The following is a 14395-nucleotide window of genomic DNA, read 5'->3' on the forward strand; positions in this document are numbered from 1 at the left end:
ATTACTCATCATCGCCAGAATCTTCATTAGAATCTACAAATTGTTTTTTATGACGTTCATATCTCTCCTGAGCATCTATGCATAAGGTAGCAATAGGTCTTGCCTTTAATCTCCAAAGTCCTATAGGCTCACCCGTTTCTTCACAATACCCATACTCTCCGTTGTCAATTCGCTCCAAGGCATCATTAATTTTATTAAGCAATTTTCTTTTACGATCTTCGTGCCTGAGTTCTATTGCTGCTTCAGCCTCCATCGCAGCCTGATCGTTTAAGTCCGGCTGACTTAGACCCGATAAGTGTTCAATAGCCTGATTTCCCTCATTCAACAATTGGTCTTTCCATTTAGTGAGTATATTTTTAAAATATAGTAATTGTTTTGGAGACATATACGGCTCAGCTTCGGAAGGCTCGTAATCTTTAGGTAAAATACTAGACGGTATCAATGTGTTAGACATATTTTAAATATCATTATTGAGCATTTTCTAATAATAATTCCATTTATCTTGATAGGCAACAAAATTTTTATTTATTTTAACTAGCTAGCGCTTTTGTGAAAAAGGGTGACTATTTGCATATACTTTCTTTAAATAATCTAAATTAATTTTAGTATACTTTTGAGTTGAAGAAACATTACTATGACCCAACAATTCTTGTACAGAACGGAGGTCACCGGTATTTTCTAACAAGTGAGTTGCAAAGCTATGACGCAGGGCATGACTTGAACAATGTTCGGGCAATCCTATAGTCCTGCGCAGATTTACGAGCTGTCTAGCAAATACTGCCGAAGCAAGCTTTTTACCTTTCACTCCTCTGAAAATAGGTTCATTAGGACCACCTATCTCCCAAGGAAGAGACTGTAAATAGGAATCTATATATTTTTTCACTACAGGAAGCATAGGAAGACATCTTTCTTTACCCCCCTTCCCCAACACCTTTATGACATTACCATTGAAGCTATTTTTAGATAAAGATAAGCTTTCTGAAATCCTCATACCCGTAGCGTACATCAAAACCAAAATTGCTTGATTACGATTTTTAACCCACTCCGGTTCTTTATTATCAAGATGAGCGATTGAATCGATTGCGCTTTGCACTTCTTTATTAAGTAGAGCTTTTGGTAATAGGTCAACCTTTCTCGGACCTTTGATGCTTGAAATAGATGGATTTACATAATTATGGTACTTAGCTAGAAATTTATAAAAGCTTTTAATTGACGAAATTGCTCTACAAGTTGAATGATTGTTATAGTTCTTCATTTTACGATTTGCAATCCAACTTCTAAAACTTAATACATCTAGATTAATTAGGACTTTTAACTCCAAACCATCTTTGTAACTTTTTAAGAAATTTAAAAAATCTTCTATATCTTTTTGATACGCTAAAATTGTGTTAGAAGAATAATTTTTTACCAATGTAAGATGCTTAATCCAGCTTTTTATTAGCTTATTAATTTCTTCCATATTAAAACTCTATCTTGGTACCAATTAAGAATAAAGTAGAGCGCTTTTTCATATCTGGCGTAATGTTGCGCATAGGCTTATTAGAGATACGATCAAACGGCACAGCTTCAACATATGGCACGATATTTAAACCAGTTTCATAATCTATCCTAAAAGTAGTAAAAACATCCTTAGGATTTTGCTCAAACAAAGATACTCGTCTTACTTTTGCGGCAAATTTACCAACTTTATACTGACGATATGAACTTAACATCTTATTCTTATCATATATATTCAAAATTTGATCAAACGGATCTGCATAAGGTATAAAATCAGTTGCATTGCTTGTTGCTATATTTTTTTGGTCAAATTTTTTAGTTGAAGAAACTGTTTTCTTATATATTTTTTGTGTTAGTCTCATCTCATCTAACAAACTATAACTATTAACCTTAAAAACGGGGGGCAGATCTTTTTGTTCGTTTGTATCTAATGTTTCTTGTTGCTTTTTATTATTTTGATCAGTTGGAGCAATAAAATTGTCGCTTGCAAATGCACAAGTGAACAAAAAGATGCAAGATAAAAAAACTAAGTGTCTCATTAAAACTATGATAAGTTACCCTAGTTTTAATGATTATAGTAATTTATAATGCAAGTAAACCTTATATGATAAAAGAGGCCTTAAATTTTTTGACATAAAGCTTCTATGACAAAATCTTTCAAATTTCCATCTAAAACGGATTTGGCGTCAAAATTTTGGTGGCCAGTGCGTAAATCCTTAACCATCTGGTCTGGTTGAAGCACATAAGATCTAATTTGATTTCCCCACGTATTATCAGCCTTCTTAGAATTTGCAATATTTTCTGCTTCTTGACGTTTTTGTTTTTCTAAATCATATAAACGAGACTTAAGCATACTCATGGCAGTTGCCTTATTTTTATGCTGAGAGCGTTCATTTTGGCATGTAACAACTGTGTTTGTTGGGATATGAGTAATCCTTACGGCTGAATCCGTAGTATTAACATGTTGTCCTCCGGCTCCTGAAGATCTATAGGTTTCTATTCGCAAATCTTTTTCATCAATTTGTATGTTAATCTGATCATCTTTTTCAGGGTATACATAACAGCTTGCAAAACTAGTCATTCTTTTCCCCGCCGCGTTAAAGGGTGACATACGCACTAAACGATGTACTCCCGTTTCAGTTTTAAGCCATCCATATGAATTATATCCGCTGAATCTAATAGTTGCAGATTTAATACCAGCTTCTTCACCGTATAAGGTATCAATAATCTGAGTCTTAATCTTAAGTTTTTCTGCAAATCTTAGATACATACGCATCATCATTTCAGCCCAATCTTGGCTTTCAGTACCCCCAGATCCTGCATTCAGATCCATAAAACAATTTTGGTTATCATCGACGCCACTGAAAATCATACTCATCTTAAACTCTTCAGCTTCTTGCTTAATTCTTAACAATTCAGCTTCTATTTCGGCGCGCAAGTCTTCATCTAGATCATCTTTTAAAAATTCAGAATATTCTAAGAAACGCTCATTAAGTTGCAAATAACCTTCTAAAGTGTTTTCTAAATCACTTTTTTCCTTAAGAATAGTTCGAGCTTTTTGGGGAGTATCCCAAAGATTTTGAGAGTTTATCTCTTGTTCTAATAGAGCTAATTTTTGTTGAAGTTTATCTACTTCAAAGATACCCGCTGATGATTGACATCAGACTATTTATTTCATCTATTATCATAAATCTATATTCTCTTCTTTAAAGTACTTATCCCATTTATCATCCTCATCTTTATAATCATCAGCATCAGACAAAGGCCTTTTAGCATGTGTAATGTTCGGCCATACTTTGGATAACTTACGAGCTGTCGTAATCATATCGGCGTGATCTGGATTTTCTGGCCTAATAGCTCCTATTGGACATTCAGCAACGCATACACCGCAATCTATGCAGACATCAGGATCAATAATGACCATGTTACGTCCTTCATAAAAACAAGAAACGGGACATACCTCAACGCAGTCCGTATATTTACATTTAATGCAAGCCTGAGTTACAACGTGGGTCATGATAATAATTGTGGGTTTTGCTGAACTTCCGCAAACTTACTAAGTACGAAATTTTGCAACTTTTCAAACGCCCTACCTTCAATTTGACGTACCCTCTCTTTAGATATGCTAAACTTATTGCTCAGTTCTTCTAAAGTGCTGGCAGGGTTTTTTAGTTTACGATGTTTAATTATATATAGCTCCCTTTCATTTAAGCTCTTTAGACCTTGGACTAAAGCTTGTTTTTTAATCATATTTTCCTCATTTAACACAAGAGTGTTTTCTTGATCAGGAGACGTATCAACCAAACAATCTATCATCTGAGCGCTGTTTTGATCATCTTGTACTGGCTGATTCAAAGACATATCACGCTTGAATAAACGCTCATCGACCTCTATTACATCTTTTTTGGCCAGTCCAAGTTCTTTAGCAATGTTCTCATAATCTTGATCATTTACTTCACGAGAATACATGGAAGAGATTTTATTTTTAATTCTTGCTAGGTTAAAAAATAGCTTCTTATGCATTGCACTAGAACCAATTTTAACTAAGGACCATGATTTTAGAATGTAATCTTGAATATTAGCCTTGATCCACCAAACAGCATATGTTGATAATCTAAAACCAAGGTCAGGATTATATTTTTTAACAGCATGAATTAGACCAAGATTGCCTTCTGAAATAAGCTCATTAATAGGTAAGCCGTAGTGTCTGTAAGACAAAGCAATTTTTGCGACTAATTTTAGATGACTTGTAATCAACCTACCAGCTGCCTTTTTGTCTGAATGCTCTAAAAGATTTTTTGCAAGCAAGAATTCCTCTTCTGCTGAAAGGGATGGTATTCTATTAACCTCAGACAAATACCTCTGAAGTGAATTTTCATATGAAAGACTTGGGAGTTCTACTACTTGTTCCGTAGGAACCAGTTCACTAGATGAAGTCTCTTCTTGCTCTTGCGATACTTCTTCCAAATCTAATTCAAAATCTTGTTTCATTTTAAATATTTAATTCTTTATATTGTATACTTAAAATTTCATAACTCACTAAGCCTCTTGGGGTATTTACCTCAACTATATCACCTACACGCTTACCAATTAACTCTTCAGCAAGAGGAGAAACATTAGATATTAAACCCTTTGAGATATCACTTTCATATTCTCCTACTATAGAGAAGCTTTTTTTCTCATTTGTATCTTCATCAAGTAACTCAACCGTTGCACCGAAAGTTACTGTATCATGATGAAGATTTGTAAAATCTATTATATCAGCTCTCGAAATTTTATTTTCTAGCTCTGCAATACGTCCTTCAATAAAGCCTTGTTTTTCTCTTGCAGCGTGATATTCAGCATTCTCCGAAAGATCACCTTGCTCGCGTGCAGTGGCTATGGCTTGAATTACTTCTGGACGCATGTGTTTGAGTTGTTTTAACTCTTCTTCCATTTTTTTTGCTCCTTGATGAGTAATAGGAAATTTGTTCATACTAAAATGTTTTTGACAATTTATTTATAACGCCTAAAATTTTAATTATACATACAAAAGTCCTAATTCAAATAAAACTTCAATATTTTAAATAATTTTAATAATGCTTAGCTTCGAGTTTAAAAGAAAAGCTTTTCATGGCCTTTCAATCATCTTCCCTATATTATACCACTTTTGGAGCAAATCATCTATAATCACTTTGTTATTTTTTTTAAATTTGCTCATACTTTCTATAGATATAAGTAGGAACTACATACCTGAAATACAAGGGGCTATAGATAAAATTTTTGCTTCTATCATGAAGCCTCACGAAAAGAGCGGTCTAAAAAATTTATCTGGCAGCAGCTACATGTTTCTAGGGTTCTTACTAACCGCTATCTTTTTTTCTAAGGAAAAAGCTATTACTTCTTGGTTAATTTTAATTATATCAGATAGCCTAGCCTCTATAATTGGCAAACAATACGGTCGTAAACTATCTTGTGGTAAGTCTTTAGAAGGAAGCTTAGTATTTTTCTTATCTGGTCTGGCTATTGCAATAAGCGCAGCAAAGCTTTTGTTGTGGGAGATATCGTATTATAAACTAGCCTCAGCAGTATTAATAACAACAATAGCTGAATTTTTCTCTACCAAGCTCAAAATAGACGATAATCTACTGATACCTATAGTTTTCTGCATAGTTTGTTAAGGATAATTTTTTAATTTGCAAAAGAACTTAACATAGTATTGCAAAAGATTAAAAAAAGTTTTATACTTTAAATAATATCAAGGTATTTTATAGAAAAAGAAGCATTAAAATCCCTTATGGAAAATTTAGAGATAAGTCAAAGAGATCATCGTGGGCTAACACCTCTAGACAAAGCTATATACGATAATAATACAAGTCTAGTCAATACGCTATTAGAAGCTGGAGCCGATCCTAATTTGGCAAATCCTCAAGGGTTTACACCTTTGATGATGGCTGTAAGCCAGGAAAATATATATATGATTAGCTATTTGTTAGAAAAAGGCGCTGATGTAAATGCGTTTAACGAATATGGAAATACAGCTTTACACGAAGCAATGATCGGAAATAAGGAAGCAGTGATCCAAATATTATTAAATGCAGGTGCAAACTTAGAGATAGAGAATAGTAAAGGATTGACACCTTGGCTTTATGCTGCATATCTAGACAGAATAGATATAGTGCGTAAGTTTTTAGAACTAGAAATAAATGTAAATGTAACTAATACCAAAGGAATTTCTGCTTTACATATCGCATCAAAAGAGCACAATAAAGGTATAGTGCAGTTGTTATTAAGTAAAGGGGCAGATTCAAATCTAAAAAATGATCAAGGATTGACACCCCTAATGTATGCTGCAGCATACGTAGATATAATGGAAGAACTATTAAATGCAAATGCAGACGTAAATGCACTAGATCAAGATAGAAATACGGCTTTACATATAGCTGCTCATGCGGGTGAAACAGATGCGGTTCAACTACTATTAGATGCTGGGGCTGATGCAAATATAACATCTGAATTTGGATATACACCTTTGTATCGTGCTGTTCAGGTAGAAAATATAGATACAATTCACAAATTGTTAAAAAAAGGAGCAAACGTAGATGCAAAAACGCACAAAGGGAAAACGCCTTTACATGAAGCTGCAGAAGTAGGCAACATAGATGTAGTGGAGATATTGTTAAATCACGGAGCAGATGTGAATGCAGTTACTCGCCATTGGACTCCTTTGTTGATTGCTATAAAAGAAAAGAATATAAAAGTGGCTCAAATACTCATCAATCATAACGCTTGTTTGAAGTTTAAAAATGGCAAAACCATCTTAGATTTTCCTGTGTTTATGGAAAATTTTGAGATGAAAGAATTTATAATCAATACCCTATACAAAAGGATTAAAGAAGGATATACCAATAAAAACATGGAAGTAGAAGAGTACGAGATAGCAAAATTACTTAATATTAATCCTGAGTTTAATGATAATATAAAATTTAAGAAAACGCTCGAATTATTTGATGAATCATTACTTAACCATATTAGTGATCAGGTTAGTAATACGCTATATAACACAAAGATAGAAGCACATTTAACCACTAGAGAAGAAAATGCTTCAGGCGTAACGTATCATCGTGAGCTTATAAAAGAAAATCCCGAAATGTATACCAATCCATCTTTAGGAGAGAGAAATATTTGCAAAAATATAGCTGAATTTTTAGGTAAATTGGAGGCTGGTCGATTATGCCAAACCACCAAACCCTCAAAAAGCATATATAGTTCCATAAAAAGACCTAAATCAGATACTGAAAGGATAATAGAAAAAAGTCAAAACAAAGCAGATAAATTAAGCATGACGGATGTTGAGAAGATTGAATTAAGCTACGCAACAAAGACCCAATTACTCGGAGTGGAAGACGAGCTGAACGAAAACTAATTTTTTAGTAATTTCTTGATGAATCAATATTCATCCTCTTCATCTCAACATAAAATTTTTCTTATAAAACCTAAAATAATTTACTAATACCGATAGTATTTTGCATGAACTGTTAGATGCGGATAAATTACAGCCCTTCTCATTAAAGCAAATTGTATCACTTTTTACGACCTTCGCATCAAAAAAGTCTTATAATGTTAAATTATAAGAATAATTTAACAGGTAGGTAATCATGGATGAAAACGATTTTGATGCACTTTTCAAAGATTTTATAGCGAGTGTTAATTTTGATGAAAATAAGATATCAGACAAATTAGAATTTCTCAAAATAATAAAAGGTTATCATTCTTCACTCGAACAAAGTTTAAAAAAATCAAACCAGCAAGATTTGAATGATTTGATAGGTAGTTCACTTACCTCCCTTGCACCAGAAATGTTGAAATTTCTGGAAGATAAAATGCTTAAATTAATACCAAAAATTTTTCAAAATAATAAAAAATATAATTTAGAAGAATTGTCAGAATATAGAGAAATATTAATAAAATTACAGCCTAAGTATCCCAAAAACATTGAATTATCAAATCAAATAGAAGAAATCAATACAATAATTGGCGAAAAATACTTACAAGGTAATTTGCAAGGGGCTCAAAATCCGTTATACACTACAAATGGTACTATTCCAGGTGATCAAGTAGGGACAATGCGACAAGTAGAAACAATTAAACAACCATCCTCGGGTAAGAGATACAGATTAGAAGGTTATGATAACACAGAAAAAGCAATTACTTTACGCAAAGACGATCCGTTGGCACATGTTCAACCAAGTAGAGAGGTTTTAGGAGAAGGAAATGTACTAGGGCTTGTATCAGGTTTTTTAACAAAACAAGAAATAGGTAGGACAAATCAACTAAAAAAGACGTATGCTCAAAGAATAGAATCAAAAAATAAGGAAAAAGGCACTGAAGAATCAAAAGATAAAACTCCCAGCCGTTAAAATATCAGAGTTTGATAGTACTTTTGAAATAGACTTAATCGAGAGTAAACAAATATTATATCTAAAAATCAAGTTTTAGTAATTTTGACTGTTATTATTTTTTAGTGAATTTTATGTTAGTTGCTAAATGATATTTTACAACTAACCTTTAAAATAAATCGATATCACTGTGAAACTTTTTCTAAAGTTTCAAAATAAGCTATATACTTACATCAAATGAAGAATAATAAGGCACTTTAGATGAAATCAAGATCCGATCAATCTTCTGCTGAACGTATTCGTAATCAGCTTTTACAAAATACGTCTCACAAAAACGATAAAATAAATAAAAATAGTAATCCAAAAAGTATAATTGATAATAATCATGTTTCAGATATAAATTTTGCTCATGGTTTAGAACCAGAAGTATTTGCAGAGTTAGTGAAAATTACTCAAGATGTGGCTGCTGTGGTTTTGAATATCAACAACAAAACTTCTCTACCCAAAAAACCAAAAAAGCTAAAACGCTCACGCTAAAATAAAACTAAAACAATAAAATATCCTTCTCTTTAGGCTGTAAGCCTTTCTTAAGCCAATACTGCAAGATTAAAAATTTCAATTTTAAATGCGTTATATCTTTTTGAATTTTTATATCATTGTTTAATAACTTGCTTTGTAACTTTAATTCATGTAGTATATTTAGATAGCTAGGGCGATTAGCTCAGTGGTAGAGCATCTCGTTTACACCGAGGAGGTCGGCAGTTCGACCCTGTCATCGCCCACCATTTCAATAATTGTGGTAAAATTAGTCCATACAGCTTTATTTAAATCAACTATCACATACGTACATTTTTACGTAGAACTTCAGAGACTATCCATATAAATCCAAAGCTTTTAAGTAATTATTAATTAGTGTGATTGGTAGCGTTCAGAATTTTTAATTATACTTTCTGAGAAAGATTTTAGCGCTTTTTTCCAGATAAAAAAAATCCCTTGAAGCTAAAATCAGCTTCAAAGGATTCATAGTTGCAAGGTATTTGCTTTAAGAATTAAACTTTAACTCTTAAGCCCAGTAAAAGAGTTGCGCCTCTTAATTTTTGGCGAGCATCAACCCATTGACCAGCTTCCACCTTTTTACCTCTACCTTTACCATAACCGTAAGCTAGTTCGGCATAACCTTGTAAGCCTTCTTTAAACTGATAATCGCTACCTAAAGCAAAGACATTAGCTATATTTTTTCTAGTGCTACTACCTCTATATGTTAAGCTAACTTTCATTTGACCTTCAGTATAAGCTACAGCAGCAGAGTAGAAATAGCTTCTTCTGCTTCCGTTTTTGGAAAATTTAGCATCGTTGTTAGATGTGAAACTTTTTCCTAAATTACCATAAGAAACCGCATAACTATATTTACCAGTTGTGACTTGAGCGCCTATATTATAAGCTTTCAGATTTTTTAATTTATGATCACCAGTTAGAATATTATCATTTGTATTGTTAACTGCAGATGGATCGACTAATTCGGCTGGATTCGCACCTTGTTGCTCGTAAGCTGCCGCTTGTATTGCTTTTCCAAACTCACCTGTTAAAGCAACTTTCCAAGAAGTATCTTCATTTACTTGTTGTTCGTAAGTTGCACCTAGAGCAAAAGCGTTAGTTGCGCCATGACGGATGCTATAGAATTTTCTATTACCAGTACCATCAATGTATTGAACTTTTCTAGAATTAAACGCCTTAGCTTCGTGTGCTTTATGTGAACCTCCATTTGTTGTGTCGGGACACCATGTTACACCAAATTGAAAACCATTAATTTTCGGTGTATAGTAGTTTATTTTTCTTGAAGGTTCCCTATCAACAGCACCTAAGTCAGAGGATTTAATTTCAGACAAATAAAAATCTTCATTATTTATATCAAAGCCTGCTAAACCTTGAGGATTTAGCACCATAAAAGTTGACCATGATGCTCCAGCCATATTAGCAGCAACTGAACCAGCATCGATTAACATACTTTTATTTACGTTAATTGGTGCACCAGCTTCAATTTTACCAAAATCAGCACTTTCAATATATAAGTGAGAGCCATTGTAAGATGCACTCATTTTAGGAGCAGCGGTTGTACTAATTACAATTTTAGCACCATATGTTAAATCATCGGTTTTTTGCTCGATATTTGCTATTACGCTGGCATTTGATCCAAAAAATAGTTTTTTATTATGCGCTGTAAGCTTTTTATATTTATTATCTATTTTTCCTCCTTGCCATCTTGTGCCAGTTGTAAAATCGAACAAAGCATTAATTTTTAAAGGAGAAGTTACGCTATCCTTTTCTTCTTTTTCGTCTTTTTTAACTGCATCTTTAGCTTCTTCCTTCTTGACTACTGCTTTAGACTTTGACTCAGCCGGTTTAGATTTATGCTGATGATTGTGGTGAGGACTTTTATGATGACCATGATGTCCTTCATAAGCAGCAAAAGAGCTTCCAGCTATTAGCATAGAGGTAGCAAGAATTAAAGTAATTTGTTTCATATTAAAAATTAATTATGTGTTAATTAAGGTACACCTGAAAGACTATAAATATTTTTTCGTAAAAACAAGTAGCTAAATTGCCACAATTTGTTTTTTTTTACGAATTACTCATGGTGTGATATTTTTATCACACTTATTTAAAGTCCTTGTGAAAGATACTTCAAAGGATATGTGTATATATCTTTTAAAACTAGGTTGATTAAAAATATTAATCGTCGTAGAATGAAAGCGCATTTTAGAGAGATTATTAACAAAGCGCCGAGTTAAAAATTTATAGAAAATCTCATCCAGATATTTTTAAAAACCCAAAGACACATAGAAACATTAACGATGTTTACCAAAGAAACTGCTTTATTAGAAGTGCTATGTGTAAGTTTAATACACCTTAATTTTAATATATTTTTTGAGCTTTTATTATTTGGAACAATCTAAATATCTAAGTTATAGTTTCGGCAGCATACTTAAGAAAAATTTTTATGCAGAACAATTTATTTTTATAATTTTAAAACTCATATATGAAAAAAGTTATTATCTCTGGCATGTTAGGCAACGCACTTGAATGGTATGATTACGCTTTATATGCTCAATTTGCATACATTATAGGTGACACTTTCCTAGGAGGAGCATCAGATTCTACCAAACACATTATTACATTTGCAATTTTTGCCTTAGGTTTCGTAATCAGACCGCTTGGAGCATTAATTTTCAGTTTTATAGGAGACAAATTTGGACGTAAGGTAGCTTTAAGTCTTAGCATTATGAGCATGGCAATTCCTACGGCAGTTATAGGAATTTTACCTAGTTATCAGGTAATTGGAATAATGGCACCTATAATACTTGCTTCAATGCGTCTATTACAAGGATTGTCTTTAGGAGGAGAATTTAGCGTGTGTATCTCATACTTAGTTGAACACGCACCAAAAAGTAAATATCGTGGATTAATCGGTAGTATACCATTTGTCAGTATGTGTTTAGGAATCCTCTTAGGGTCTTTTATATCATATTTTATGAAACTTTATATACCAGCAAACATATTAAGAGCATGGGCTTGGCGTATACCTTTTGTTGCAGGTTTTTTAATAGGACTTGTTGGTCTTTATATTAGAAAACGTTTAACCGAAAGTCCTCTTTACATTAAGGCTAAATCAGCAGGACGTATTTCAGCAATCCCAACTAAACAAACTTTGAAAGAAAACTGGCCAGCTTTACTACTGAGCTCATTGATGTATATAACGGTTACAGCTCCATTTTATACTCTTACAGTATATACAGAGACTTTCTTGCATAAGGTTTTACATTACAGCACATGGCAGACAACCGTAATCCATATCACAGGCATTGTAACAATGACTGTTGTTATGCCTATATCAGCTTTAATTACGGATAGAATAGGAAGAAAACCAGTACTGACTTTTAGTGGTATCATGATAGCCTTATGTATATATCCTATCTTTTTGCTTTTTGGAATGAAAGATTTTTGGTCCGCTTTAAGTGCCGAGATAATTTTTGGCATACTTCTTGGAAGTTATATGGGACCAATTCCTACAGTATTAGTAGAAATATTTCCAACTAGCTTTAGATTAACGGGCATAGCTTTATCTTATAATATAGCTGCGGCAATTTTTGGAGGTACGGCTCCAATGGTTGCAATGATGTTAATAAACGCTACAGGTAACGTATATTCTATGGGCATATATCTTGCCTTTTTAGTAACATGCAGTATCGGAATAATGGTGAAATACTTTCAAGAGACCTATCAAAAAGATCTTTCGCTATAACTCACTGTAATACGGCAAAATTAGGAAGTGTAGAAAAAGCTCTTTCTTCTCTAAATATGAATCTAGTTAACTTATCCATTAAGGAATCGTCATCTAATTTTGCAAAGGGCTCAAAGTAACCTGCTGGAAATACAATATTTCTAGCGCCTATATCATCGTATAGGTATATGTTTTTATATGTTTGAGTTACTAAAGTCCTATTTATATTCTCTAAGGTAGATAAGTCTTTTAATTTTACTTGCTCTAAAGTTTTAGACAATATTATATGATTAGGACTTGAACCTATCATTTTTTGTGAAAATAAAAGTTGCGCATTACTATTTATTATAGGCATTAGTCCTGCATAGAAATTATATTTATTATTTAGATCGAATATAGGTCTATGAGGTATCACAGAATAATTTGCATATGCACCCCCAAATTTTTCTAAAATATTTAAGGCTATGTAAAACCTATATTGTTCTTTAAGATTATCAGGAATTTCAATATTTAATTCACTAAAAGTGTTGAAAATTTTATCCTTAGTCCAAATATTAAATTCAAAAGCAGCATTACGTATCTGCCAGTCTTGTAGATGACTCTGAAGCTCTTTTAATTCTTCATTATCAAAAATTATAAAATGTATTACTTCGGGCATTTTACTCTTTTTAACTCCTCGTACCGCTGATGGAGCATGTTCATTATAAACTTGCTTAAAAACATTAAATGTTCTTTTTTCAGAATTATTTAAAGACTTAATAAAACGTTTTATTTGAGGATCATATATTCCGCTTGCGTAATCAAACCCTGTAGAATAAATTTCCTCCTTGATAAAGTTATGATACATCAAAGTTTCAGGTTTTAATGATTTGAAAGCTGAAGGAGAATCAAAATTATTACCTGAAATCATGTATTTTAGAGTTGCCCATATTGTGTGATATTTGATATTAGAAAGAGCCCAAAAATAGCTGGCAGGTAATGCTATTGATTTATCGTTATGTTCATATTCTTTTATAAATCCATCAGTCAGTGGCAACATTGAAGTCCTTGCAACCATCATAGATATCTTGTTCACAATTTTTTCCTCTCCTTCGTCAAATGCTTTCCAACGTTCATCAAAATGAGTCCTAATAAATTCAAGTGTAGATTTTAAAACAGGATGGTTAGGACGGGCTCCTATGATTCCGTTATTGAGTACTACCTGCCAATAATTTGTAGGAAATTCAATCGGCGCAAAAAAATCATATTTATGATTTAAGTCGTCTATTGGCCTATAACATTTCACATCTATATCTCTATAAACCCCTCCAAATCTATATAAAATTTCATATCTTGCTATGTCGGAACGCCCAGCATAATTTCGCGATTTATCATATAAATCTTGATTTTCTAGGTTTAATTCTCTTATGTCTTTATCACTCCAAAACTTAAATTCCCAATCAGGATGAATTTTTTTGCATTCTTCCAGATAATTTCTATAAATAGGATTCAAATCTCCATCCCAAACGTGATGCATAACTTTAGGTATTAAAGGTGTTTCTGAGTAAGGCATCAAAGAAGGTTTTCTAGAATCATATTGCTCCTTTAAGATCTTAAGATTATTTGGATTTTTTTGGATTAGTTCTTTTGCTCCCTCATCTCCATCTGTCAGAGATTGAATAAAATCAACATCAAGAAGATTATTATACTGCGCTAAAGCAGTGTTTATATAAAGTAAAAATATCAAATAACGCAAAAACAT

Annotated in this window: 14 protein-coding genes and 1 tRNA gene; 6 read left to right on the forward strand and 9 right to left on the reverse strand. The window is 32.7% G+C overall.

Annotated features, from left to right (window positions below; genetic code table 11):
• Position 1 precedes the first annotated feature (1 nt).
• The 7 genes from dksA to greA all read right to left on the reverse strand — a co-directional run bounded on the left by dksA (position 2) and on the right by greA (position 4972).
• Complete coding sequence (gene dksA / locus phytr_RS02215) at positions 2-454, reverse strand: RNA polymerase-binding protein DksA (protein ID WP_106874265.1); 453 nt, start codon at positions 452-454, stop codon at positions 2-4.
• Between the two features lie 84 nt (positions 455-538).
• Positions 539-1459 carry a tyrosine-type recombinase/integrase gene (locus phytr_RS02220; protein ID WP_106874266.1) on the reverse strand — a complete coding sequence of 307 codons (921 nt, stop codon included), beginning with the start codon at positions 1457-1459 and terminating at the stop codon, positions 539-541.
• 1 nt (position 1460) lies between these two features.
• Complete coding sequence (locus tag phytr_RS02225; protein WP_106874267.1) at positions 1461-2036, reverse strand: hypothetical protein; 576 nt, start codon at positions 2034-2036, stop codon at positions 1461-1463.
• Positions 2037-2116: 80 nt separating this feature from the next.
• The gene (gene prfB / locus phytr_RS02230) at positions 2117-3139 is read right to left on the reverse strand and encodes a peptide chain release factor 2 (RefSeq protein ID WP_106874268.1); all 1023 of its coding nucleotides are present in this window, start codon (positions 3137-3139) and stop codon (positions 2117-2119) included.
• 42 nt (positions 3140-3181) lie between these two features.
• Positions 3182-3514, reverse strand: coding sequence for a ferredoxin FdxA (gene fdxA / locus phytr_RS02235; protein WP_106874269.1), 333 nt, complete (start codon positions 3512-3514; stop codon positions 3182-3184).
• Complete coding sequence (locus tag phytr_RS02240; protein WP_106874270.1) at positions 3511-4488, reverse strand: RNA polymerase factor sigma-32; 978 nt, start codon at positions 4486-4488, stop codon at positions 3511-3513. The genes fdxA and phytr_RS02240 overlap by 4 nt, the downstream gene beginning before the upstream one ends.
• 1 nt (position 4489) lies before the next feature.
• Positions 4490-4972, reverse strand: a complete 483-nt coding sequence (greA, locus tag phytr_RS02245; protein ID WP_106874271.1) for a transcription elongation factor GreA — start codon at positions 4970-4972, stop codon at positions 4490-4492.
• Between the two features lie 217 nt (positions 4973-5189).
• Between greA and phytr_RS02250 the strand changes: the two genes are divergently transcribed.
• From phytr_RS02250 to phytr_RS02270, 5 genes are all read left to right on the forward strand, one after another.
• A complete protein-coding gene (locus phytr_RS02250; RefSeq protein ID WP_158706829.1) occupies positions 5190-5657 on the forward strand; it encodes a diacylglycerol/polyprenol kinase family protein in 468 nt (155 codons plus the stop codon).
• A gap of 89 nt (positions 5658-5746) precedes the next feature.
• Positions 5747-7402, forward strand: a complete 1656-nt coding sequence (locus phytr_RS02255; protein WP_267895100.1) for an ankyrin repeat domain-containing protein — start codon at positions 5747-5749, stop codon at positions 7400-7402.
• Between the two features lie 232 nt (positions 7403-7634).
• Entirely contained in the window at positions 7635-8396 is a 762-nt protein-coding gene (locus tag phytr_RS02260; protein WP_106874274.1) for a hypothetical protein, read from the forward strand.
• Positions 8397-8636: 240 nt separating this feature from the next.
• Positions 8637-8912: a hypothetical protein gene (locus phytr_RS02265; protein ID WP_106874275.1), complete on the forward strand. Its 276-nt coding sequence runs from the start codon at positions 8637-8639 to the stop codon at positions 8910-8912.
• Between the two features lie 173 nt (positions 8913-9085).
• Positions 9086-9160: transfer RNA gene (locus phytr_RS02270), tRNA-Val, on the forward strand.
• Positions 9161-9424: 264 nt separating this feature from the next.
• Here phytr_RS02270 and phytr_RS02275 read toward each other — a convergent pair.
• The gene (locus phytr_RS02275; RefSeq protein ID WP_106874276.1) at positions 9425-10897 is read right to left on the reverse strand and encodes a porin; all 1473 of its coding nucleotides are present in this window, start codon (positions 10895-10897) and stop codon (positions 9425-9427) included.
• A gap of 515 nt (positions 10898-11412) precedes the next feature.
• Here phytr_RS02275 and phytr_RS02280 point away from each other — a divergent pair.
• On the forward strand, positions 11413-12675 hold the full coding sequence (locus tag phytr_RS02280; protein WP_106874277.1) for an MFS transporter: 1263 nt from the start codon (positions 11413-11415) through the stop codon (positions 12673-12675).
• A gap of 1 nt (position 12676) precedes the next feature.
• Here the strand turns inward: phytr_RS02280 and phytr_RS02285 are convergent, their stop codons facing one another.
• Complete coding sequence (locus phytr_RS02285) at positions 12677-14395, reverse strand: glycosyltransferase family 32 protein (protein WP_106874278.1); 1719 nt, start codon at positions 14393-14395, stop codon at positions 12677-12679.

The organism is Candidatus Phycorickettsia trachydisci (genome assembly GCF_003015145.1).
GTDB classification, from domain to species: Bacteria; Pseudomonadota; Alphaproteobacteria; order Rickettsiales; family Rickettsiaceae; genus Phycorickettsia; species Phycorickettsia trachydisci.

What these genes read in the sequence shown, in the direction of transcription:
- phytr_RS02275 (WP_106874276.1), bottom strand. Translation starts at nt 10,897, where the DNA reads ATGAAACAAATTACTTTAATTCTTGCTACCTCTATGCTAATAGCTGGA.
- phytr_RS02265 (WP_106874275.1), top strand. Translation starts at nt 8,637, where the DNA reads ATGAAATCAAGATCCGATCAATCTTCTGCTGAACGTATTCGTAATCAG.
- phytr_RS02240 (WP_106874270.1), bottom strand. Translation starts at nt 4,488, where the DNA reads ATGAAACAAGATTTTGAATTAGATTTGGAAGAAGTATCGCAAGAGCAA.
- phytr_RS02285 (WP_106874278.1), bottom strand. Translation starts at nt 14,395, where the DNA reads ATGTTTTTGCGTTATTTGATATTTTTACTTTATATAAACACTGCTTTA.
- phytr_RS02280 (WP_106874277.1), top strand. Translation starts at nt 11,413, where the DNA reads ATGAAAAAAGTTATTATCTCTGGCATGTTAGGCAACGCACTTGAATGG.
- greA (WP_106874271.1), bottom strand. Translation starts at nt 4,972, where the DNA reads ATGAACAAATTTCCTATTACTCATCAAGGAGCAAAAAAAATGGAAGAA.
- phytr_RS02225 (WP_106874267.1), bottom strand. Translation starts at nt 2,036, where the DNA reads ATGAGACACTTAGTTTTTTTATCTTGCATCTTTTTGTTCACTTGTGCA.
- phytr_RS02220 (WP_106874266.1), bottom strand. Translation starts at nt 1,459, where the DNA reads ATGGAAGAAATTAATAAGCTAATAAAAAGCTGGATTAAGCATCTTACA.
- dksA (WP_106874265.1), bottom strand. Translation starts at nt 454, where the DNA reads ATGTCTAACACATTGATACCGTCTAGTATTTTACCTAAAGATTACGAG.
- fdxA (WP_106874269.1), bottom strand. Translation starts at nt 3,514, where the DNA reads ATGACCCACGTTGTAACTCAGGCTTGCATTAAATGTAAATATACGGAC.
- phytr_RS02260 (WP_106874274.1), top strand. Translation starts at nt 7,635, where the DNA reads ATGGATGAAAACGATTTTGATGCACTTTTCAAAGATTTTATAGCGAGT.